The sequence below is a fragment of the Mesorhizobium sp. M0029 genome (assembly GCF_040323735.1).
Taxonomy (GTDB): domain Bacteria; phylum Pseudomonadota; class Alphaproteobacteria; order Rhizobiales; family Rhizobiaceae; genus Mesorhizobium.
Window position 1 is genome coordinate 181,653 of the sequence record NZ_JAMYVF010000008.1, and the last position, 21,530, is coordinate 203,182.

Here is a 21,530-nt window from a genome sequence, read left to right on the forward strand (position 1 = left end):
GTCCTTTGCCCTGTGCGAGGAAGGCCGCATGAGCCTTTCACCCCGCCTCATTGCCCCGGAAAAGCGCGGCGAGGATGCTGAGCAGACCTTGCGGCCGCAGACGCTCGCCGATTTCGTCGGCCAGGCCGCGGTGCGGGCCAATCTCAAAGTCTTCATCGAGGCCGCCAAGGGCCGCAGCGAGGCGCTTGACCATGTGCTGTTCGTCGGGCCGCCGGGGCTTGGCAAGACAACGCTGGCGCAGATCATGGCGCGCGAGCTCGGCGTCAATTTCCGCTCGACCTCCGGTCCGGTGATCGCCAAGGCCGGCGATCTCGCCGCACTTCTCACCAATCTGGAAGACCGCGATGTACTGTTCATCGACGAGATCCACCGGCTCAATCCGGCAGTCGAGGAAATCCTCTATCCGGCGATGGAGGATTTCCAGCTCGACCTGATCATCGGCGAAGGTCCGGCGGCACGCTCGGTCAAGATCGATCTTGCCCGCTTCACGCTCGTTGCCGCCACGACCAGGCTCGGCCTTTTGACCAACCCGCTGCGCGATCGCTTCGGCATTCCGGTGCGGCTTAATTTCTATTCGGTCGAGGAACTGGAGCAGATCGTGCGCCGCGGCGCCCGTATCCTGCAAATGCCGCTCGGCGGCGACGGCGCGCTGGAGATTGCGCGCCGCGCCCGCGGCACGCCGCGCATCGCCGGCCGACTGTTGCGCCGCGTGCGCGATTTCGCCTCCGTCGCCGGCGACGGCCACGTCGACAAGCAGATTGCCGACGAAGCTCTCACCCGGCTCGAGGTCGACGCGCTCGGCCTCGACGCGCTCGACCGCCGCTATCTCTCGATGATCGCGCGCAATTTCGGTGGTGGGCCGGTCGGCATCGAAACCATCGCCGCCGGCCTGTCCGAGCCGCGCGACGCCATCGAGGACATTATCGAGCCCTATCTGATCCAGCAGGGTTTCATCCAACGCACGCCACGTGGCCGCGTGCTGACGGCCAATGCCTGGCGCCATCTCGGCCTCGACGCGCCAAAGGATCTGGCACAGCAGCAGATCAACCTGTTCCAGGAAGAGTAACGGACATTTGTTCTTCGGAACGGATTTCTGTGCAGAATCTCCTCAAACCTGCCAGCGTGAAGGCGCATTCCTCGATTGTATCGGGCGTTGCAATGTCGGCGCGAACTGCTCCGATCAAGGTCGGAGCCAGAAAAGTGATCACCAGACGCGGGTTCCTGAAATTCGCCGGAGGTTCGTTCCTCTCGCTGGCTTCGCTCAGTGCCTATGCGGTCGGCATCGAGCCGATGCTGTTGACGCATGTGAAGCGCTACCGGCTGACGCCGCCGCATTGGCCTGCAGATCTCAAGCTGCGCGTTGTAGCACTTGCCGATATTCACGCCTGCCGTCCCTGGATGACGCCTGAGCGGATCGCTTCGCTCGTCGAGGATGCGAACGTGCTGAAGCCCGATCTGATCGTACTGCTCGGCGACTATTTCTCAGGCATGTCCCTGGTGACGAACCGGGTGGAGGCCCATGAATGGGCGCCGGCCTTGTCAGGACTGAAGGCGCCGCTTGGTGTGCTGTCGATCCTCGGCAATCACGACTGGTGGCACGATCCTTTCGCGCAGCAGGCCGGAGCGGGGACTGTGGCGCGCAAGGCATTGGAGGAATCCGGCATCTCGGTTCTGGAGAACGACGCCGTGCGCCTGCAAAAGGATGGATACGGCTTCTGGATCGCCGGGCTCGCCGACCAGCTGGCACTGTTACCGAACAAGGCCGCCGGCCGCGACAGATTTGAAGGCCTGGACGATCTCGACGGCACGCTGGCCAAGATCACCGACCAGGCACCGATCATCCTGCTTGCGCATGAGCCTGACATTTTCCCGAAAGTGCCGTGGCGGGTTTCGCTGACGCTGTCGGGCCACACACATGGCGGGCAGGTCAGGCTGTTCGGCTATTCACCGGTGGTGCCGTCCCGCTTCGGCAACCGCTTTGCCTATGGCCATGTCGTCGAGAATGACCGCAATTTGATCGTGTCAGGCGGACTCGGCTTCAGCATCGCGCCGGTGCGCTTTGGCATGCGGCCGGAGATCCTGCAGATCGACCTCGGTTAGGGCATGCCGGTATTCAGGTGATGCCGGCCTGCAAATGAGGTGTTCCTGCGCTTCCGGTAGTCACGGACCAAAGTCCGCTCCGTTCCGGTTTTCGGACCCCTCATTTTCGACTCGGCCTGATCTGGATCTCGACATGCCCTAGGGCTAATGGAGCGAGCGGATCGCATCCATCACGGCGGGTTCGGCCTTTTCGCCGTTGAAGGCATCGACGATGCCGAAGGCGCCGCCAAAACTCCACACCGACCATGAGAAGCCATGCGCCTCGGCGCGCGCGATCATGTCCTTGACATAGGCGGCGCGGTATTTGGGCGGCATCACATAGGGGTTGCCATACTCCTGGCGGATCATGCCGAACTCGCCCAGCGTGATGTTTTCCGGCTTGATGGCGTTGGCCTTCGCCCAGGCCTCGACCTTTTCGAACGGCGCATCCATGACGCCGAGCAGCTTTTCGTCCGTGTCCATGCTGGCGACTTGTTCATCGAGATAGGCGAGCAGGCCGTTCCGTCTGGTCCGTGGCGCCTCGGCTTTTATCTTGGCGCGGATCGCATCCAGCGTCGCATCGAGCTCGGCGCGCGGCACCGCGGTCAGCGGATAGGGCAGGCCGGTAACATAGAGAATGAAATCGCCGGCCCAGGTCGCGCCCTGATGCGTCAGCAGGAACGGGTCGTAGGAGTGGAAGGTCCAGATGATGTTGTCGTCGGGGATCGACTTTGGGTCGATCCTGACCAGCGAAGCCGCACTGGAATAACAGGCGCCGGTCAGGATCAGCGTCAGCCTGGTGGCCGAGGCGCGCGCGGCCGCGAACAGCTTTTGCTGACGCTCCGGCCACAGGCTGGTGCCCTCGCTGTCGCAGTCGACGATAGGCTCGTTCATCGGCTCGAAAGCGACCTGCGCCGGGTCCTCAGTGGCAAGCGTGCGCGCCATTTTGCGGACGACCTCGACATAGGCCTCGAAGGTTGCGGGATCGTCCATCACCTGGCCCATGCCGATCTCGCGGCCGCCGCCGGCCGGGATCAGGTGCATGTCGACGATCACTTTCAGACCGGCCCGGTTGATCATGCGCGCCGAGTCTCGCACGCTGGCATAGAGGTCGTCGCGCAGCGCCAGCGTCTGGTCCGACATAAACGGCGAGGGATCGACCGGCATGCGCAGAAAGTCGAAACCGGCGGCCTTCAGCGCCTTGAGGTCACCCTCGTCGAGGAACTTGCGCCATTCCGGATAGGGCAGGATGGCTTGTCGGTCGTTCCATTTGTCTTCCCCGACCCAGGTCGTCCACTGGTCGAGGTTGAGGCCGCGCTTCATCGAAAAGGTCGCGGCCTGACCGGGAAGCGCAGACGCCGCCAGCACCAGCAGCGCTGCCATCAAGGTCTTGATCATCGCCGTCAACAGTGCCATCCGGTTTGCTGCGCTGGTGATTTTGGCAAGACAGGTGCCCCGCCGGGGGCAAAAAGGAAAGCGCGATGGACGATCATGGTGAATCGGCGGCGCTTGCTGCCGGGCTTTCCGGAGCCTTGACGGAATTCGGCCATCGGCTGATGGCGCGAGTCTATTATGCCGACACCGATTTTTCCGGCGTCGTCTACCATGCGCGCTATCTCGAATTCTTCGAGCGCGGGCGCTCGGACTATCTCAGGCTGGCGGGCGTCCACCACACAGAACTTCACGAAGGCAAGCACGGCGAACGGATCGTCTGGGTGGTGCGGCGCATGGAGATCGACTTCCGCTCGCCTGCCCGCATGGACGACATCCTGACCATCGACACATCAACGCAGGATATTTCCGGCGCCCGCATCGTCATGGCGCAGCAATTGAAACGCGGGACAGAGGTTCTGGTCGAAGCAAAGGTCGAGGCGGCGATCATTGGCGAGAACGGCCGGCCGAAGCGCTTTCCGAAAGAATGGATCGCGGCCTTTCTACCAGGAGCAAGCTGATATCCAGGCCTGCCGGCCGGCAACGGGCGGCCAATCGGCAGCGCATTCGATTGTGGATGGATGGTCCGCGTCGTCCCTTGGCGCGGCAATGCGCCGCGCCATATTTCCTAACCCATCCTTAACCATAACGGTTCATGAAGAGATCGGTGAAGATTGGAAGAATCCGCGCGCCTTCCTTTCACCAATATTTGCCCTGAAAAGGCCGCCAACGGTGCATTTTGGGGTTAATCCGGAAGCCAAGCGCGAACGGACCACAAGGGATGCCCATGGGCCAGCCGCCAGCGATGCCCGGAAAATCTTAAGGACTGAAGCATGGAAACTACCGCACTCGCCGATCCGGCAGCGCAATTGTCGATTTGGGCGCTGTTCACACAGGCCAGCTGGGTGGTCAAGCTGGTCATGATCGGTCTGCTCTGCGCCTCGGTCTGGACCTGGGCGATCATCGTCGACAAGCTGGTCAGCTATGCCCGCATGCGTCTGTCGCTCAATCGCTTCGAACAGGTGTTCTGGTCGGGGCAGTCGCTGGAAGAGCTCTATCGCACGCTTGCCGACCGCAAGACCACGGGCATGGGTGCGATCTTCGTCGCCGCCATGCGCGAATGGAAGAAGAGCTTCGAGAAGGGGGCCAAATCGCCGCTCGGCCTGCAGACCCGCATCGACAAGGCGATGGACCTGGCGTTGACGCGCGAGATGGAGAAGCTGGAGGGCCGTCTCGGCTTTCTCGCCACCACCGGTTCGGCTGCACCCTTCATCGGCCTGTTCGGCACCGTCATCGGCATCATGACCTCGTTCCAGGCGATTGCCGGTTCGAAGAACACCAGTCTCGCGGTTGTTGCACCCGGCATTGCCGAAGCGCTGCTGGCGACGGCCATCGGTCTTCTCGCCGCCATACCGGCGGTTATCGCCTACAACAAGCTGTCATCCGACGCGAACAAGATCGCGGTGCGGATGGAAGGGTTCTCGGATGAGTTCTCCGCCATACTCTCGCGCCAAATCGATGAAAAAGTAGCGCCTAAGGGCTGAGGTAAGAAGATGGGTATGTCGGTTGGCATGGCAGGACGCGGCGGGCGCGGACACAGGCGGCGCGGCCGCCACCATGCATTGATGTCGGAAATCAACGTCACGCCGATGGTCGACGTGATGCTGGTGCTCTTGATTATCTTCATGGTCGCCGCACCTATGTTGACGGTCGGAGTGCCGGTCGACCTGCCGGAGACGAAGGCCAAGGCTATGAACGCCGACACCCAGCCGATCACCGTTTCGATCGACGCGGCCGGCAAGATTTTCCTGCAGGAGACCGAAATCCCAAGGGAAGAGCTGGTCGCCAAACTGCAGGCGATTTCCAAGACCGGCTACGAAGAGCGCATCTTCATCCGCGGCGACAAGGCGACTAACTATGGCGCCGCGATGGAGGTCATGGCCCTCATCCAGGCCGCCGGCTACAAGAATATCGGCCTGATTTCACTGCAGCAACAGGATCAGTAGACGCACGATGAAGACCGGCCTCACCACATCGGTGATACTGCATACGGTGGCACTGGCTTTCGGCCTGTTCACCCTGTCGGCGCCGGCCGCGCTGCCGTCCACGGATGTCGAGTCGATAGCGGTCGACATCGTTCCCATGGAAGCCATTGCGCAGACGCTGCAGGGCGACAAGAAGGCGGTAATGCACGAAAAGCCGGCGCCGATGCCGACCAAGCGTCCCGACATCGTGCCAGATGCACAGAAAATCGGCGAGAACAGCGTTGATACCGACAAGCCGGTGACGGACGATCCCAAGCCGAAGCCGGTGGAGAAAACAGCGACGGCTGCTCCGGCGCCGACGCCGACCGAAAAGCCGAAGACCGAGGACACGCCGAAGCCAAAGGAAGCGCCGAAGCCGACACCTGCGACGGAGGTGGCGCCGGAGCCGCAGCCGAAGGAAGAGGTCAAGCCCGAGCCGGTGAAGCAGGTTGAACCGAAGCCGACCCCGGTGAAGGAGCCTGCACCAACACCGCAGCCGGACACGACCGCCGCCATAGAGCCGAAGCCACGCGTGAAGCCCGATGCGGTCGCCGAAGCCATATCGGATCAGCAGCCTCTGGAAGAAGCGCAGCTTCCGACTTCCGCTCCTGCTCCCGAAGCACGGCCGAAGCCGCAGCCGGCGCAGGCCGAAAGCGCGAAGGCTCCGGACCGCAAGGACACCGACAAGCCGGTCAAGGAAGCCTCGTCGAAGCCGAAGTCGGATGACAAGCAGTTCAATGAGGCTGACATCAAGGCTTTGCTCGACAAGCAGAAGCCATCCGGCGGCGGCGCCAAGCGCTCGACCCAGCAGGCATCGCTAGGCGGCGACAAGGATCAAGGCCAGAAGCTGTCGAAGTCCGAGCAAGGGGCATTGGAAGAACAGCTCGGTGGCTGCTGGACCCTCCCGGTTGGGCTTGAGGGTTCTGAGGATTTCACCGTGGTGATCCGTTTCAGCCTGGATGCCTCCGGCAAGCTGGAGGGCCGTCCGACCGTCGAGAAGTCCAGCGGCAACCCCCAATTCGACAGCAGCGCGGTTCGCGCTGTGCAGAAATGCGATGTCGCCGGCCTGCAGGTGCCCGCCGGAAAGCATGCCATTTGGTCCGACGTTCGCGTCAACTTCGATCCCAGAGCGATGCTTGGCCTGTAGCCTGAGCACCCAGAAATCAGCAAGAGAAGCGAGAAGACATGAAATCCATCCTCAAGCCGCTCCTGATGGTCGCCGCGATGGCGATGGGCATGAACGCCGTCGTCACCTTGCCTGCTCGAGCAACCCTCGAGCTCAACGTCAACAAAGGCAATGTCGAACCGATGCCGATCGCCATCCCAGATTTCCAGGGAGGGCTCGGCGCGCAGATTTCCGAGATCGTCACCGCCGACCTGAAGCGCTCCGGTCTCTTCGCACCGATAGACAAGAACGCCTTCATCGAGAAGATCGCCAATCCGGATGCGCAGCCCCGTTTCGACGACTGGAAGGTGATCAATGCGCAGGCGCTGGTCACCGGCAGCGTGAGCAAGGAGGCGGACGGCCGAATCCGCGCCCAGTACCGACTATGGGATATTTTTGGCAACCAGCAGATAGCCGGGGAGCAGTTTTTCGCCAACGACGCAAATCAACGCCGTGTCGCCCACATCATCGCCGATGCGATCTATGAGAAGCTCACCGGCGAGAAGGGCTATTTCGACACACGCGTCGTCTTCATCGACGAATCCGGCGCCAAGAATGCGCGCAAGAAGCGGCTCGCCATCATGGACCAGGACGGCGCCAATGTGCGCTATCTCTCCGATGGCCGCTCGATCGTGCTGACGCCGCGTTTCTCGCCGAATCGGCAGGAAATCACTTACATGTCGTATGAAAGCGGCCAGCCGCGGGTCTATCTGCTGCAGATCGAGACCGGACAGCGCGAACTGGTCGGCAACTTTCCCGGCATGACCTTTGCGCCGCGCTTCTCGCCCGACGGCCAGAAGGTGATCATGAGCCTGCTGCGCGATGACGGCAATTCCAACATCTTCGCCATGGACCTGCGAAGCCGCTCGACCACCCGGCTGACCAACTCGACCGCCATCGACACCTCGCCCTCTTATTCGCCCGACGGCAGCAAGGTGGTATTCACTTCCGATCGTGGCGGCCGTGCGCAGATTTATGTGATGGGCGCCGACGGCTCGGGCCAGACCCGCATTTCGTTCGGCGACGGCGTCTATTCGACGCCGGTGTGGTCCCCGCGCGGCGACCTCGTCGCCTTCACCAAGCAGACCGGCGGCGAATTCCAGATCGGCGTCATGAAGACCGACGGTTCGGGCGAGCGCATCCTCTCCTCGGGCTTCCAGCAGGAGGGACCGACCTGGGCGCCCAACGGCCGCGTGCTGATGTTCTTCCGCGACTCCGCCGGCGGCCCAAAACTGGTTTCCGTCGATCTCACCGGCCGCAACGAACAGTCGATCCCGACCGCGAATTTCGCGTCGGATCCCGCCTGGTCGCCGCTGCTGGAGTAGGTTCGGCCGAATTGCCACACCTGCTAAAAAGGGGCCCGTTTGGCCCCTTTTCCATTCATTAGTCGCGTTTCGGCCGCATTTCCGCCTAGGGTCCGCGCCAACTGTGACCGTGGATTTGAAGGTCGTGGACGGACGATCGAAACCAAACATTAACCGTATTTCTTGAATGCCGGTTAACCCAAACGTGGTTACTGGGTGATCAACGAAATCACTCGAAATACGATCACTCGAATACGAAGGAGAGGCGGCATGGGCCGTATCGCAGCACTTACCAGAAACCCGGCGATGATCGCCCTGATCGCAATGCTCGCCATCACCGGTTGCGCCTCGAAGAAAACCCCGAACAGCGCTGAAGAGCTCGGCCTCAACGGCGCGGGTGCGGCAACGCCCGGCTCGGCGAAGGACTTCACAGTCAACATTGGCGACCGCATCTTCTTCGACACGGACTCGACCGCGATCCGCGCCGATGCGCAGACGACGCTGTCGCGGCAGGCACAGTGGCTCAACCAGTACAAGCAGTACGCCATCGTCGTCGAAGGCCATGCTGACGAACGCGGCACACGTGAATACAATCTGGCTCTCGGCGCCCGCCGCGCCGCCGCCACTCGCGACTTCCTGGTCGCCAGGGGCGTCTCGGCGAGCCGATTGAAGACGATTTCCTACGGCAAGGAACGTCCGGTCGCGGTCTGCGACGACATCTCCTGCTGGTCGCAGAATCGCCGCGCGGTCACCACGCTCTCCGGCGCCGGCTCCTGATAGGCAAGACGGCGGCGCCTTAGTCGCATAATTGCAACACTTCCATGCGAAAGGCGGCCTTGTGGCCGCCTTTTTCAGTTTCGGTCCCGGAAACAAACCCGGAAACAAAATTTGGCCGAAGTCTCGCCTCCTGCTAAGAGCCGAGGGCGTCGTGCCGGTCCCACTGTGATCGGAAGGCGCGAACAGGCTCACGATATTCACGGCGAGAGGCACATGCATTTCAGATCGGTCTTGAGCGGCACGCTTGCGCTGCTGCTCGTATCAGGCTTCGCGGCTTCTGCGAGCGGCACCGGACAACCCGCGGATAGCGGCTTTTCCTTCCATCTGCCGACGCTCGGCATTTTCGGCAAGAAGGAGAAGCCGGAGCAGCAACAGATCGCGCAGCAGCAGGACGGCACCGCCGCCGCGGGGCTGGAAGATCAGCTCCGGCAGATGAACGGCAAGCTCGAGGAACTCAACTTCCAGATCCTGCAGATGCAGGAGCAGATGCGCAAGCAGCAGGAAGACAACGAGTTCCGCTTCCAGCAGTTGGAAGGCGGCTCCAGCGGGCAGCCGCCGGCCCAGAAGAAATCGGAGGCCGCGCCGCAGGACGGTGGCGCGGGCACCGGCGTCGCCGAGGCCCCGGCAGACCAGGCGCCGGCCGGTGCCGGCGCGCAGTCGGATGGCGGCCAGAGCGTCGGCGAGGTCATCGTCGAATCGCAGACCGGCGATCCCGGCAAGGTGATCAACGGCACGCCGCCCAAGACCTTCGGCACCATTACCGTCGACAAGAACGGCAATGTAATCGACGCCGGCGGCAACACGCAGGCAGCGGCGCCGGCGGAAGGTGCGGCTCCCGCCGCCGAGGCGCCGGCTGCCGGGGCTAAGACCGGCAAGTCGGACGGCACGGTGGTGGCGGCGCTGCCTGCCACCAACAACCCGGAAGAGATCTACCGCAACTCCTACCAGTTCATCCTGTCGGGCGACTACAGCACCGCCGAGCAGGGTTTTCGCGACCACATCGCCCGGTTCCCGAAGGACGCCAAGGCGGCGGACGCGCATTACTGGCTTGGCGAATCGCTGCTTGGCCAGCAGAAGTATCATGACGCTGCCGAGGTTTTCCTCTCCGCCAGCAAGGACTATCCGAAGGCCAAGAAGGCGCCTGACATGCTCCTGAAGCTTGGCGTGTCGCTGGTCGGCCTCAAGCAGAAGGATGTCGCCTGCGCCACCTTCGGCGAGATCGGCAAGCGCTATCCCGATATTTCGGCCGCGCTCAAGGAACGCGTCAAGCAGGAGAGGGCGCTGGCGGCGTGCTAGTCTTTGCCGTGTTGTCCCAGAACCGGGACCACTTTTGCGCGACATGCATTGATGCTCGATACCGAGCCTGACCTTTCGAATTTTTCGCAGATCGACTTTACCAACGGCGCGCTTGCGGCCGTGTCCGGCGGCAGCGACTCGACCGCCCTCCTTCTTCTCCTCAAGGCTCACCTCGACCGCAGCGCCCCGACAGCCCGGCTGCTGGCGGTGACGATCGACCACGGCCTGCGTCCGGAAGCAGCAGCCGAAGCGCGCAGCGTGGCAAAGCTTTGTGCCGAGCGCGGCATCGCGCACCGGACGCTCAACTGGTCCGGCGCCAAGCCGTCGGCCGGCCTGCCCGCGGCGGCGCGCGAGGCGCGCTACCGGTTGCTGGCCGAGGCAGCGCAGGCGCAAGGCATTGGTGTGATCGTGACCGGCCACACCGCCGACGACCAGGCCGAGACCGTCCTGATGCGAGCCGCGCGGAATGACGGGCGAGAGCTTGCAGGCCGAGGTCTCGCCGGCATGGCGCCTGCCACCCTCTATGACTGGCGGACCTGGATCGCGCGGCCGCTGCTCGGCGCTCGGCGCGCGGCGTTGCGCGCCTTCCTGCAGCGCGAACATGTCGGCTGGGCGGAGGATCCGACCAACATCGACACGAATTTCGAACGCCCGCGCATCCGGGCCGTGCTCGGCGAAGACCGGAGCGGGCAGCGTTTTGCCGAAGCGATCGGCCTGGCCAGGCGGGCCGCCGGCGAGCGCGAACAACTCGGTCGCCGCGCCGCCGCCCTGATCGGTGAATTTGCCAGCCGGCCGGCGAGGGGTCTCATCCGTCTCGATCCCGGTCTTGCCGAAGCTGACGACACGCGAGCCGCGGTCTATGCGCTGCGTGTCCTGCTGGCGGCGACGGGCGGCACCGCCTTGTTGCCGGACCAGGCGCGCAGCGAAGCGCTGTTCGAGCAAATGCGGGCCGGTCGGCTTTGCGCCACATTGTCGCGGGCGGTCGTCGATATCAGGCGAAACGGCATCTTCCTGCGCCGTGAATCGCGCGACCTGCCGCGTTCCGCGCCGGTAGCTGGCGCTCTGCTTTGGGACGGTCGCCGGCGGATCACGCCACACATCGAAGCCGGGGCGATCACATTGGACGACAGTCCGGGTGCATGGTTGATCGCGCCGCTTGGCGCCGCTGCCGCCGCCAAAACGCCGATTGCCGGGGATGGCGCGCCGCCAAGCCTTGTGCGCGCCGCCCTGGCTGCGGAACCGGCGCTGTGGCGCGGCGGCGAATGCCGTGGTTTTGCAGGGGATGTAGCGGCGGCGCCGGCAATCGCCGTCAGCCCGGTCGTTGCGCCCTTTGCCCGTTTCCTGCCGTGCTTCGATCTGGTGTTGGCGCAGGCCGTGGCCGAGTTGATCGGCGCACCGCCTGTCCCGGCTTGCCCTTTGGCCGCCACAGTGCCGGTTGATCATGGCGCGAAAGCTTAACCCAGACGTGCTGTTATGCTTGGCAAGGGGGGGCGCTCTCCCTATGTTAGGCGCAAGTTTCCTCTCATGACGCGTGTCCCAGCGGGCACCAACGGGACAATTGATGAATCCGAATTATCGCAATCTCGCGCTCTGGGCGATCATAGCGGTCCTGCTCATTGCTCTCTTCAATCTGTTCCAGACGCCGCAGACTCGCGGGGCCTCGACCGACGTTCCCTATTCGCAGTTCCTGCAAGAGGTCGCGGCCGGCCGGGTCAAGACGGTGGTCATCGCCGGCGCCCGCATCACGGGCACCTACGCCGACAACGCCAATGGCTTCCAGACCTATTCGCCTGGCGATCCGCAGTTGGTCTCGCGGCTGCAGGACAAGAACGTCACCATCAATGCGCGGCCTGAGTCGGACGGTTCCAACTCGCTGTTCAGCTATCTGATCTCCTACCTGCCGATGATCCTGATCCTTGGCGTGTGGATATTCTTCATGCGCCAGATGCAGTCCGGCTCCGGCCGCGCCATGGGTTTCGGCAAGTCGAAGGCCAAGCTTCTCACTGAGGCGCATGGCCGCGTCACCTTCCAGGATGTCGCCGGCGTCGACGAGGCCAAGGAAGATCTGGAAGAGATCGTCGAGTTCCTGCGCGATCCGCAGAAGTTCCAGCGCCTCGGCGGCAAGATCCCGCGCGGCGTGCTTCTGGTCGGCCCTCCTGGCACCGGCAAGACGCTGCTTGCGCGCTCGGTCGCCGGCGAGGCCAATGTGCCGTTCTTTACCATTTCGGGTTCCGACTTCGTCGAGATGTTCGTCGGCGTCGGCGCAAGCCGTGTCCGCGACATGTTCGACCAGGCCAAGAAGAATGCTCCCTGCATCATCTTCATCGACGAAATCGACGCTGTGGGCCGCCATCGCGGCGCCGGCCTCGGCGGTGGCAATGACGAGCGCGAGCAGACGCTGAACCAGCTGCTGGTCGAGATGGACGGCTTCGAGTCCAACGAGAGCATCATCCTTATCGCCGCCACCAACCGGCCCGACGTGCTCGATCCGGCGCTGCTGCGTCCGGGTCGCTTCGACCGCCAGGTGGTGGTGCCGAACCCCGACATCGTCGGCCGCGAGAAGATCCTCAAGGTGCATGTGCGCAACGTGCCGCTGGCACCGAATGTCGACCTCAAGGTGATCGCACGCGGCACGCCGGGCTTCTCGGGCGCCGACCTGATGAACCTTGTCAATGAATCCGCTCTGATGGCGGCGCGCCGCAACAAGCGCCTTGTCACCATGGCCGAGTTCGAGGACGCCAAGGACAAGATCATGATGGGCGCCGAGCGCCGCTCGTCGGCCATGACCCAGGCCGAAAAGGAACTCACGGCCTATCACGAGGCCGGCCACGCCATCCTGGCGCTCAACGTGCCGTCGGCCGATCCGCTGCACAAGGCGACCATCATCCCGCGCGGTCGCGCGCTCGGCATGGTCATGCAACTGCCGGAAGGCGACCGCTATTCGATGAGCTACAAATACATGATCTCGCGGCTTGCCATCATGATGGGCGGCCGCGTCGCAGAGGAGTTCAAGTTCGGCAAGGAGAACATCACCTCCGGCGCGTCCTCGGACATCGAGCAGGCGACAAAGCTGGCGCGCGCCATGGTCACGCGCTGGGGCTTCTCCGACAAGCTCGGCCACGTCGCCTATGGCGACAACCAGGAAGAGGTTTTCCTCGGCCATTCGGTGGCGCGCACGCAGAACGTCTCGGAAGAGACTGCGCAGATCATCGACGCCGAAGTACGCCGCCTGATCGACGAGGCCTATGTCACGGCCAAGTCCATTCTGACCAAGAAGAAGAAGGAATGGATCGCTCTGGCGCAGGGCCTGCTCGAATACGAGACGCTTTCGGGCGAAGAGATCAAGCAGCTGATCGCCGGGCAGAAGCCCGCGCGAGATTTGGGGGATGACACCCCCACAAGCCGCGGCTCGGCTGTGCCGAAGTCCGGCCGCCGCAAGAAGGGTCCCGAGCCCGAAGGCGGCATGGAGCCTCAGCCGTCGAGCTGAGCTGACATCATGTGATGCAAGAAAACGCCGCGGCTCAATCCGCGGCGTTTTGCTATTCAGGGTCTCTCAAATAGCATGCGGGACGGATGCATTTGCTTTGCCGGGGCGCACACCGTCAGTCCGGCCAGCATGTTGCTTGCCCCATCTGGCCAGCGGGATCAGGGCATTGTCCAGCTCGATGCCGAATTCGGTAATCGAGTATTCGACCCTCGGCGGCACCTCGGGAAAGATTTCGCGATGGACGATGCCGTCGGCCTCCATTTCGCGCAGCTGTTGGATCAGCATCTTTTCGCTGATGTCAGGCACCAGCCGCTTCAGCTCACCGAATCGTGCCGGCGCCTTGTGAATCTGCCAGAGCAGTAGCGCCTTCCATTTGCCGCTGATGACCTCCAGCGCCGGCCCCAATCCGCAACTATCTGGCTGTTTCTTTCCCATGTTCATCCAATTCTGAGCAATCGGTGGGTAGCTTACATTTTTGTCGGTACTTGAGAAAAACCAAGCCGGTCCATAGCTTCAAACCAGCTCGCCGGCATCGGCGAACACCACAACATCATATCGGTACCTCGCTTCGACCTGCAAAGGCCGTCGGCGGCCGGATTTTGTCAAAAAGGGATGGATCATGACACGATACGCAAACAAGAAGGCCGTTGTCATCGGCGGGACGCACGGCATGGGGCTCGCCGTTGCCGAAGCCCTGATCGAAAGCGGCGCCGAGGTCCTGGTCACCGGCCGCGACCAGCGCAACATCAAGGCCGCGCGAGCCAAGCTGCTTTCGCGAGCTCATGTCGTGCGGTCCGATATCTCAGACATGGCCGATATCGTCACGCTCGGTGCCGAAGTGGGGCAGAAGCTTGGCCAGATCGACTTCCTTCACGTCAATGCCGGGGTGGCCAATCTCGAACCCGTGGAGCGGGTCACCGAGGACAGTTACGATCGCACCTTCGACATCAACACCAAAGGCGCTTTCTTCACCGCGCAGCGCCTGCTGCCCCTCATCAGGGATGGTGGCGCCATAGTCTTCACCTCGTCGATCGCCGACGAATCCGGCACCGGCGGCATGAGCGTCTATTCCGGATCAAAGGCGGCACTGCGCGCCTTCGCCAAGGTCCTGGCCGCCGAGCTTCTGCCGCGCCGCATCCGCGTGAATGTGGTCAGCCCTGGTTTCATCGATACGCCGACGATGGGTGTGGCCGACGCCTCGGCCGAGGAGCGGGCCGCCTTCATGGCGATCGGCGACGCGGTCACGCCGATGAAGCGCCACGGCACGATGGAGGAGGTGGCGCGCGCAGTGCTGTTCCTGGCGTTCGACGCGACCTTCACCACGGGCGCGCGGCTGACCGTGGACGGTGGCCTTGGCCAGGACCTGAGCCCGACACCGGCGTAACCGCGCAACCAAACCAAGGAGAAGCAGAATGAGCGACATAACAGTGATCGGTCTCGGCGCCATGGGCACGGCGCTTGCCGAAGCCTTTCTGAACCAGGGACATGCGGTGACGGTGTGGAACCGTTCTCCGGCAAAGGCTGAGGCTTTGGCAGCCAAGGGCGCCACTGTGGCCAAGAGTGTCGAGGAAGCCGTCAGATCGAGTCCACTGATCGTGGCGTGCCTGCTTGTCTATGACACCGTTCGTGAGGTGCTCGGCCCAAGCCGAGACGCGCTGTCGGGCCGCACATTGGTCAATCTCACCAACGGCACGCCCGAGCAGGCGCGGGCGATGTCGGCCTGGGCGGTGAGCCAGGGCGCCAGCTACATCGACGGCGGCATCATGGCGGTGCCGCCGATGATCGGCGGGCCGCACGCCCTGATTCTCTACAGCGGTTCGCGCCAGGCGTTCGATGCCTGTTCGGGGCAGCTCGGAGCGCTCGGCACCAGCAAATTCCTCGGTGAGGATGCTGGGCTCGCGCCGCTCTATGATATCTCGCTTCTGACCGGCATGTACGGCATGTTCGCGGGCGTTCTGCAGGCGTTGGCATTGACGGGCGCAGCAGGGATCCCGGCCGGCGAGTTCATGCCGCTGCTGGCCTCCTGGCTTCAGTCGATGCAAGGCCTGCTGCCGAAATGGGCGGAACAGATCGACAGTGGCGATCACACCAGCAATGTCGTTTCCAACCTGGGCATGCAGGCTGATGCCTACGTCAATCTCATCGATGCCAGCAGGTCGGCTGATGTCAGCACCGAACTCGTCTTGCCGATGCAAAGCCTGATGAAGCGCGGGGTGGCTGCCGGCCAGGCCAATGCCGATCTTACAAGCCTGGTCGCACTGCTCTCGAAACAAGGCGCTTGACGGGGCAAGACCCAAGAGAAGGCCCGCCAACCTTTGCGGTTGGGGGCCTTCGATCTTCAAACGCTGCTGGTCGATCAGCTCTTCAGCTTGGCGTTGCAGAGGCTGTAATAGCCGCCGCCCTTCTGGATCCAGCGAAGGCCGTTCAACGTACCCGCGTCCTTGTTGCCGTGGTAGCCCTGCAGGCAGGTCTTCATCCGCGCCTTCGAGGGCTTCTCGGTCTTGAATTCGGCGGCGAGGGTGGTCGGGAATGTCACGCCCGTCGGCGCTACAGCGGGGGCGACCGCCGCGCTGGTTTCCTTCTGCGGCTGCGGCTCGGTTTTGACCGCATCCGCATTGGCACTCTCCGCAGCTGACGTCGCACACTTCTCGGTGCGGAAAGCGGTCCAATCCATGCCGTTCAGAGTGCCGCCTTCCTTGGCTGTGCGATAGGCCTCGCCGCATTCCTTCATTGTCAGTGCGCTTGCAGGGGTGACGCTCCACGCAATCCATGCCGTCACAGCCAATGCCGCCAATTTCAATCTGGACATAAGACCCTCCTGGTTGACAAAAGTTCGATGTCCTTTTGTATACCATTTGTTCTGCATATGTTCAATTGGAATCTTTGCGAACCACCGATATGTCTGGGGTGGGCAGTGTGGGCGAATGGATGATGCCGACAGCTTCCGCGATATGTAAACGCGATCAACGCCGGGTGTGTTCGAGCGCAATAAAAAGGCCCGCGCATGCTGCGATGCGCGGGCCTCTGTCTGGAGAATATGGCTACGCGATCAGCTCTTCAGCTTGGCATTGCAGAGGCTGTAGAAGCCGCCGCCCTTCTGGATCCAGCGCAGGCCATTCAGCGTGTTGGCATCCTTATTGGCGTAGTAGAGCTCGAGGCAGGTGTGCATGCGGCCCTTGGCCGGCGTCTCGCCGGCGTATTTCTTCGAGATCGCGGCCGGGAACTTCACGCCCTTGGGAGCGGTGACCGAGGGCTTCTCGGGCTCGCTGGTATAGGTCGCCTCGCTCGGAGCGGGCACGGTGTCGTCGTCATCTGCGCCTGCGCCGCATTCGGCCTTGCGGAAGTCGTTCCACTTCTTGCCGCCCAGAGTATTGGCAGACTTGGCAGCCTGGTACTTGGCGCTGCAATCGGCCATGCTCAGGCCCTTGCCGCTGCTGTCGGCAGCTGCCTTGGTGGTTGCCTTGGCGGGTGCTGCCGCGGCCGAGGCCCCGGCGGCGCATTCGGTCTTGCGGAAGTCGTTCCACTTTGCGCCATTGAGCGTACCGGCGGCCTTTGCCGCCTGGTATTTGGTGCTGCATTCCTTGGCCGTCAGGCCCTTAGCGCCATCGTCGGTTGTGGCTGCGGCCTTGGTCGTGGCCTTGGCCGGTTCTGCCGCGGCGGAAGCGCCGGCGGCGCATTCGGTCTTACGGAAGTCGTTCCACTTCGCGCCATTGAGCGTACCGGCGGCCTTGGCAGCCTGGTATTTAGCGCTGCATTCCTTGGCCGTCAGACCCTTGGCGCCGTCATCAGCAGCGGCGGCGGCCTTGGTCGTGTCCGTCTTGGCCGCCGGCTTTGCGGTCTCGGTGGTGGCCGCCGCGTCGGTGCCGCACTCGGCCTTCCGATACTGATTCCAGGTCTGCCCGTTCAGCGTGCCGGCGTCCTTGGCGGCATTATACTTGGTACTACACTGGGCCATGGTCAGCGCGTTGGCGGGCGCCGCCATGAACAAGGTTGCGACGGCAAGACCCGTCAAAGTTGCAAGTCGGTGGATGAGCATGGCGTTTCTCCCGTTGCTGCGCCCATAGGTTGTACCTGTGTCAATCAATAGCTCTCAACGCTAGGCTGCGCCAGATGCTAAACGGCGTTCTCCCGATAAGGTGATGGACCCTTGCGATCTGCCCCTCCAACAGTCCGGCTTACCGGCCCAATCTGCGCAGTGTGGCCCAGTGTGAATGCTATATTGCGGCAACACCGTGTCATGATACGCTGCCAACGCTCCGAACAGCCTGCTACAATGATTTTCTAAGAATTGGTAATATACAATCACACAATGTGATAGTCGGGCTCGGACCAATTGTGGCACTACGAGCCGGCTGAAAACCGACGGGGATTCTGGCAAGCATGGCAGGACGTTATTTTGGCACCGACGGCATTCGCGGGCGCGCCAACAAGTTTCCGATGACGGCTGAGATCGCGATGCGGGTCGGCATGGCCGCCGGCCTGTCGTTCCAGCGCGGCAGCCATCGCCACCGCGTCGTGCTCGGCAAGGACACCAGGCTGTCCGGCTACATGATCGAAAACGCCATGGTGTCCGGCCTGTGCGCGGCCGGCATGGATGTGTTCCTGCTCGGCCCGATCCCGACACCGGCGGTCGCCATGCTGGTGCGCTCGCTGCGCGCCGATATCGGCGTCATGATCTCGGCCTCGCACAACCCTTATTACGACAACGGCATCAAGCTGTTCGGTCCCGATGGCTACAAGCTCTCCGACGAGATCGAGGAGCGCATCGAGAGCATGCTCGACAAGGATATCGAACTGGCGCTCGCCGATTCCGACGGGCTCGGCCGCGCCAAGCGCGTCGACGGCGTGCATGACCGCTACATCGAATTCGCCAAGCGCACGCTGCCGCGCTCAATGTCGCTGTCGGGTCTCAGGATCGTCGTCGATTGCGCCAACGGCGCGGCCTACAAGGTGGCGCCAGCAGCACTTTGGGAACTGGGCGCCGAGGTCATTGCCATCAATGTCGATCCGAACGGTTTTAACATCAACAAGGAATGCGGCTCGACCCATCCGGCCGGCCTGCAGAAGAAGGTGCATGAAGTGCGCGCCGATATCGGCATCGCACTCGACGGCGATGCCGACCGTGTCGTCATCGTCGACGAGAACGGCACCATCGTCGACGGTGACCAGATCATGGCGCTGATCGCCGAGTCCTGGCACCAGAGCGGGCGACTGGCCGGCGGCGGCGTCGTCTCGACGGTGATGTCCAATCTCGGCCTCGAACGCTTCCTTGGCGACATGAAGCTGCAACTGCATCGCACCAAGGTCGGCGACCGCTATGTCGTGGAACATATGCGCGCGCACGGGTTGAATGTCGGCGGCGAGCAGTCGGGCCACATTGTGCTGTCCGATTTCTCGACCACTGGCGACGGGCTGGTCTCGGCTCTGCAGGTGCTGGCCTGCATCAAGCGGCAGAACCGGCCGGTCAGCGAATTGTCGAAGAAATTCGAGCCGGTGCCGCAGCTGTTGAAGAATGTCCGCATCACCGGCGGCAAGCCGCTTGAGGAAGCCACGGTCAAGGCGGTGATCGAAGACGCGCGCAACCGTCTCGGCAAGGCCGGCCGCCTGGTCATACGGCCCTCCGGCACCGAGCCGCTGATCCGCGTCATGGCCGAGGGCGACGACCCACAGCTGGTCGAGGCCGTGGTCAACGACATCGTCGACATTATTTCGGAAACGCGCAGCGCCGCCTGATTGCGCTGCGTCCAACGGCAGGGGCGAACTGCCGGCTCAAGACTTCAAGCCCGCCTGCAGGCGGGCTTTTTGTTTCGGCCAGGGTTGGTCCCAGCGTTATGCCGGCGGAGACTGTTTGCTAAAATGTCGAGAATTCGTGGTTAATCGACAGGGTTAAACGCCTTTTAACTTTTCCAATTCATTATCCACAACTGAGGTCAATCACATTCGGGCAAGTTGGACTTTCCCGACGGTTCTCAGGGGTGACAAACATGTTCAATACAGCAAAAAAGGCCCTCCTTGCCGCGCTGTTCGCAGGTGTGGCCGGGCCAGTATTCGCCGCCGATCTGGCGGAGCCGCCGGTGGTCGAAGAGGCGCCGGCGCCGATCGCCTACGAGCAGCCGGCCGATTTCGGCGGCTGGTACATCCGCGGCGACATCGACTATCATAAATCGGATTTGCGCGGCATCGACTATATCACCTACGGGCCGCCTCCCGGCAGCAATGTTTTCGATTCCGGCGAGCTTAAGGGCGGCTTCTCACTCGGCGCCGGCATTGGCTACAAGATCAACGATCATTTCCGTACCGACCTGACAGCCGACTATTGGTTCGCTTCGGACTTCAACGGATCAACCAACGATGGCGTTACGACATCGGTCGAAGTGTCGAAAATGAGCGCATTGCTGCTCTTGGCCAACGCCTATTACGATATCGGCACCTGGCACGGCATCACGCCTTATGTTGGCGCTGGCATCGGCGGCGCGCACGTCAAATGGGATACCGTCCACGACCCGAACACAACCGAGACCAACCCCGGGTCGAAGAATTGGCGCTTTGCCTACGCGCTCATGGCCGGCGCGTCCTATTGCCTTACCGACAGGGTGATCCTGGATGCCGGCTATCGCTACTCTCACATTGAGGGGGGCCGCATGTTCGACTTCGACGTGAGCAGTTCCGGGCCCGGCTTCGACCATGGCATCAACACACATGAGGTACGAGGCGGTCTGCGCTATCAGTTCGGCGGCAATAATGGTTGCACATCGCCGGAGCCCTACGTTCCAGAGCCGGAGCCGATCTACACCAAGTAGTCGCTTCGAAATCCAGGAATTCGCGAACCGCCCGGTCTTGCCGGGCGGTTTTCGTTTGCCGATGCTTGCGCGTTTTCAACCGGCCGCGTGTGCCGAAGAAACCCAATTGAAATCAATTCGGTACGCCGCGTTATCCTTAACCCGCACTTAACCACTATGGTTAACAATGCCTACTGAAACGGCGCTTGCGATCAAAATGACGGGCGCCAATTTCAGGAGCCGGGGACCCATGAATTTCAAATCGCTGACAGCGCCGGCGCTCGCCGCACTCGTCCTTGTGCCGCTGACGCCGGCGCAGGCCGCGGACTACGATCCGCCGATCTATGTCGATCAGGCGCCGGACTATCAACCGGTCGAGGTCGGCTCGGGCTGGTATCTGCGCGGCGACGTCTCTTATCTGGCGCAGAAGAGCTACGAGGATCAGGATTTCACCTTCGCCCCCGCGAGCTTCAGCGAGAAGCAGGATCCGGCCTTTGCCAGCATCGGCTTCGGCTACCACTTCAACGACTATCTGCGCGGCGACGTCAATCTTGGCTATCTGCCCGGCAACAAGATCGGCGTCGGCTTTGACGATTCGGCGACGCCGCCGCCGGGTGGTGCGACCATCGCGTCGGCATCGCTGCAAAATTATTCCCTGTCGGGCATGGTCAATGGCTATGTCGATCTCGGCACTTATGTCGGGATCACGCCCTACCTCGGCGCCGGCATTGGGCTGGTCCGGAGCAAATACAAGCTGTCGGCGAGTTACTTCACCGACAATGTCGACCCTACGGATGATTTCGTCCGGAACGACAACAAGACCCAGTATTCCCTCGCCTACACGCTGGATGCGGGCCTGGCCTATCAGGTGACCAAGAATGTTTCTGTAGATCTCGGCTACCAGTACTTCTCCGCGCCGGATGCCGAATATGTCACGGCCGAGAGCCTGACCTCCTATCCGATCCGCAAGGGCATCAGCAATCATCAGGTCAAGCTCGGCCTGCGCTACGACCTCTGGTAGGAAGCTTGCTGTTCGGAAGCCCAACGGCGGATCTCTTCGATCCGCTGTTTGCGTTTTAGCCCACGACATGCTGATCCCGTATCGCCGGTATGCCGCCAGCGACAAAAACTTTCCTCTTGACGCCTGAGGGCTGAACGCATATCGCCGTCCGTGGGCCACCCCTCCCC

19 protein-coding genes and 1 pseudogene are annotated in these 21,530 nt (G+C 62.6%); 16 read left to right on the forward strand and 4 right to left on the reverse strand.

The annotated features are described in order from the left end of the window. Positions 1-28 precede the first annotated feature (28 nt). Together ruvB and NKJ76_RS16055 are read left to right on the forward strand one after the other, a co-directional pair. Complete coding sequence (gene ruvB / locus NKJ76_RS16050) at positions 29-1,066, forward strand: Holliday junction branch migration DNA helicase RuvB (protein ID WP_352537862.1); 1,038 nt, start codon at positions 29-31, stop codon at positions 1,064-1,066. 134 nt (positions 1,067-1,200) lie between these two features. Continuing rightward, positions 1,201-2,100 (forward strand): metallophosphoesterase, encoded by a 900-nt coding sequence (locus NKJ76_RS16055; RefSeq protein WP_352537863.1) that lies wholly within the window; start codon positions 1,201-1,203, stop codon positions 2,098-2,100. A gap of 144 nt (positions 2,101-2,244) precedes the next feature. On the opposite strand, the gene NKJ76_RS16060 is transcribed toward NKJ76_RS16055, so the two are convergent. After that, complete coding sequence (locus tag NKJ76_RS16060) at positions 2,245-3,495, reverse strand: glycoside hydrolase family 5 protein (RefSeq protein ID WP_023700289.1); 1,251 nt, start codon at positions 3,493-3,495, stop codon at positions 2,245-2,247. A gap of 65 nt (positions 3,496-3,560) precedes the next feature. Here NKJ76_RS16060 and ybgC point away from each other — a divergent pair, with 65 nt between their 5' ends. From ybgC to ftsH, 9 genes are all read left to right on the forward strand, one after another. After that, on the forward strand, positions 3,561-4,031 hold the full coding sequence (gene ybgC, locus NKJ76_RS16065) for a tol-pal system-associated acyl-CoA thioesterase (RefSeq protein ID WP_023700290.1): 471 nt from the start codon (positions 3,561-3,563) through the stop codon (positions 4,029-4,031). 312 nt (positions 4,032-4,343) lie between these two features. Beyond that, positions 4,344-5,054, forward strand: a complete 711-nt coding sequence (gene tolQ / locus NKJ76_RS16070; RefSeq protein ID WP_023673844.1) for a protein TolQ — start codon at positions 4,344-4,346, stop codon at positions 5,052-5,054. Positions 5,055-5,063: 9 nt separating this feature from the next. Beyond that, positions 5,064-5,516 (forward strand): protein TolR, encoded by a 453-nt coding sequence (gene tolR, locus NKJ76_RS16075; RefSeq protein WP_023673843.1) that lies wholly within the window; start codon positions 5,064-5,066, stop codon positions 5,514-5,516. 7 nt (positions 5,517-5,523) lie between these two features. Continuing rightward, positions 5,524-6,681 carry a cell envelope integrity protein TolA gene (tolA, locus tag NKJ76_RS16080; RefSeq protein ID WP_352537864.1) on the forward strand — a complete coding sequence of 386 codons (1,158 nt, stop codon included), beginning with the start codon at positions 5,524-5,526 and terminating at the stop codon, positions 6,679-6,681. Between the two features lie 38 nt (positions 6,682-6,719). Next, positions 6,720-8,024, forward strand: coding sequence for a Tol-Pal system beta propeller repeat protein TolB (gene tolB, locus NKJ76_RS16085; RefSeq protein ID WP_023673841.1), 1,305 nt, complete (start codon positions 6,720-6,722; stop codon positions 8,022-8,024). A 249-nt stretch (positions 8,025-8,273) separates the two neighbouring features. Further along, on the forward strand, positions 8,274-8,780 hold the full coding sequence (gene pal / locus NKJ76_RS16090; RefSeq protein WP_027050585.1) for a peptidoglycan-associated lipoprotein Pal: 507 nt from the start codon (positions 8,274-8,276) through the stop codon (positions 8,778-8,780). Positions 8,781-8,993: 213 nt separating this feature from the next. After that, positions 8,994-10,076, forward strand: coding sequence for a tol-pal system protein YbgF (ybgF, locus tag NKJ76_RS16095; RefSeq protein WP_023726183.1), 1,083 nt, complete (start codon positions 8,994-8,996; stop codon positions 10,074-10,076). A 51-nt stretch (positions 10,077-10,127) separates the two neighbouring features. Beyond that, the gene (tilS, locus tag NKJ76_RS16100; RefSeq protein ID WP_023747284.1) at positions 10,128-11,534 is read left to right on the forward strand and encodes a tRNA lysidine(34) synthetase TilS; all 1,407 of its coding nucleotides are present in this window, start codon (positions 10,128-10,130) and stop codon (positions 11,532-11,534) included. A gap of 103 nt (positions 11,535-11,637) precedes the next feature. Continuing rightward, entirely contained in the window at positions 11,638-13,563 is a 1,926-nt protein-coding gene (gene ftsH, locus NKJ76_RS16105; protein WP_023673598.1) for an ATP-dependent zinc metalloprotease FtsH, read from the forward strand. Between the two features lie 66 nt (positions 13,564-13,629). Here ftsH and NKJ76_RS16110 read toward each other — a convergent pair whose 3' ends face one another. Beyond that, a complete protein-coding gene (locus NKJ76_RS16110) occupies positions 13,630-14,004 on the reverse strand; it encodes a winged helix-turn-helix transcriptional regulator (RefSeq protein WP_352537865.1) in 375 nt (124 codons plus the stop codon). Positions 14,005-14,182: 178 nt separating this feature from the next. Here NKJ76_RS16110 and NKJ76_RS16115 point away from each other — a divergent pair, with 178 nt between their 5' ends. Together NKJ76_RS16115 and NKJ76_RS16120 are read left to right on the forward strand one after the other, a co-directional pair. Further along, positions 14,183-14,947 carry an SDR family oxidoreductase gene (locus NKJ76_RS16115; RefSeq protein ID WP_023704884.1) on the forward strand — a complete coding sequence of 255 codons (765 nt, stop codon included), beginning with the start codon at positions 14,183-14,185 and terminating at the stop codon, positions 14,945-14,947. A gap of 19 nt (positions 14,948-14,966) precedes the next feature. Next, a pseudogene (locus NKJ76_RS16120) lies at positions 14,967-15,845 on the forward strand (NAD(P)-dependent oxidoreductase); the annotation flags it as partial. A gap of 74 nt (positions 15,846-15,919) precedes the next feature. Here NKJ76_RS16120 and NKJ76_RS16125 read toward each other — a convergent pair. Together NKJ76_RS16125 and NKJ76_RS16130 are read right to left on the reverse strand one after the other, a co-directional pair. Further along, positions 15,920-16,372, reverse strand: a complete 453-nt coding sequence (locus NKJ76_RS16125) for a hypothetical protein (RefSeq protein ID WP_023744990.1) — start codon at positions 16,370-16,372, stop codon at positions 15,920-15,922. A 240-nt stretch (positions 16,373-16,612) separates the two neighbouring features. Further along, complete coding sequence (locus NKJ76_RS16130; protein WP_352537866.1) at positions 16,613-17,599, reverse strand: hypothetical protein; 987 nt, start codon at positions 17,597-17,599, stop codon at positions 16,613-16,615. A gap of 344 nt (positions 17,600-17,943) precedes the next feature. Here NKJ76_RS16130 and glmM point away from each other — a divergent pair, with 344 nt between their 5' ends. From glmM to NKJ76_RS16145, 3 genes are all read left to right on the forward strand, one after another. Continuing rightward, positions 17,944-19,296: a phosphoglucosamine mutase gene (gene glmM, locus NKJ76_RS16135; RefSeq protein ID WP_352537867.1), complete on the forward strand. Its 1,353-nt coding sequence runs from the start codon at positions 17,944-17,946 to the stop codon at positions 19,294-19,296. Positions 19,297-19,547: 251 nt separating this feature from the next. Further along, positions 19,548-20,363: an outer membrane protein gene (locus NKJ76_RS16140; protein WP_023684191.1), complete on the forward strand. Its 816-nt coding sequence runs from the start codon at positions 19,548-19,550 to the stop codon at positions 20,361-20,363. 229 nt (positions 20,364-20,592) lie between these two features. Then, on the forward strand, positions 20,593-21,363 hold the full coding sequence (locus tag NKJ76_RS16145; protein WP_023684192.1) for an outer membrane protein: 771 nt from the start codon (positions 20,593-20,595) through the stop codon (positions 21,361-21,363). Positions 21,364-21,530: the final 167 nt, after the last annotated feature.

Bases quoted from the DNA above. Each gene is read 5' to 3' on its own strand.
- tolA (WP_352537864.1), top strand. From the start codon at position 5,524: ATGAAGACCGGCCTCACCACATCGGTGATACTGCATACGGTGGCACTG.
- NKJ76_RS16145 (WP_023684192.1), top strand. From the start codon at position 20,593: ATGAATTTCAAATCGCTGACAGCGCCGGCGCTCGCCGCACTCGTCCTT.
- ybgF (WP_023726183.1), top strand. From the start codon at position 8,994: ATGCATTTCAGATCGGTCTTGAGCGGCACGCTTGCGCTGCTGCTCGTA.
- NKJ76_RS16115 (WP_023704884.1), top strand. From the start codon at position 14,183: ATGACACGATACGCAAACAAGAAGGCCGTTGTCATCGGCGGGACGCAC.
- tolQ (WP_023673844.1), top strand. From the start codon at position 4,344: ATGGAAACTACCGCACTCGCCGATCCGGCAGCGCAATTGTCGATTTGG.
- NKJ76_RS16140 (WP_023684191.1), top strand. From the start codon at position 19,548: ATGTTCAATACAGCAAAAAAGGCCCTCCTTGCCGCGCTGTTCGCAGGT.
- ruvB (WP_352537862.1), top strand. From the start codon at position 29: ATGAGCCTTTCACCCCGCCTCATTGCCCCGGAAAAGCGCGGCGAGGAT.
- NKJ76_RS16130 (WP_352537866.1), bottom strand. From the start codon at position 17,599: ATGCTCATCCACCGACTTGCAACTTTGACGGGTCTTGCCGTCGCAACC.
- ftsH (WP_023673598.1), top strand. From the start codon at position 11,638: ATGAATCCGAATTATCGCAATCTCGCGCTCTGGGCGATCATAGCGGTC.
- tolR (WP_023673843.1), top strand. From the start codon at position 5,064: ATGGGTATGTCGGTTGGCATGGCAGGACGCGGCGGGCGCGGACACAGG.
- NKJ76_RS16060 (WP_023700289.1), bottom strand. From the start codon at position 3,495: ATGGCACTGTTGACGGCGATGATCAAGACCTTGATGGCAGCGCTGCTG.
- tilS (WP_023747284.1), top strand. From the start codon at position 10,128: ATGCTCGATACCGAGCCTGACCTTTCGAATTTTTCGCAGATCGACTTT.
- pal (WP_027050585.1), top strand. From the start codon at position 8,274: ATGGGCCGTATCGCAGCACTTACCAGAAACCCGGCGATGATCGCCCTG.
- NKJ76_RS16110 (WP_352537865.1), bottom strand. From the start codon at position 14,004: ATGAACATGGGAAAGAAACAGCCAGATAGTTGCGGATTGGGGCCGGCG.
- glmM (WP_352537867.1), top strand. From the start codon at position 17,944: ATGGCAGGACGTTATTTTGGCACCGACGGCATTCGCGGGCGCGCCAAC.
- ybgC (WP_023700290.1), top strand. From the start codon at position 3,561: ATGGACGATCATGGTGAATCGGCGGCGCTTGCTGCCGGGCTTTCCGGA.
- tolB (WP_023673841.1), top strand. From the start codon at position 6,720: ATGAAATCCATCCTCAAGCCGCTCCTGATGGTCGCCGCGATGGCGATG.
- NKJ76_RS16125 (WP_023744990.1), bottom strand. From the start codon at position 16,372: ATGTCCAGATTGAAATTGGCGGCATTGGCTGTGACGGCATGGATTGCG.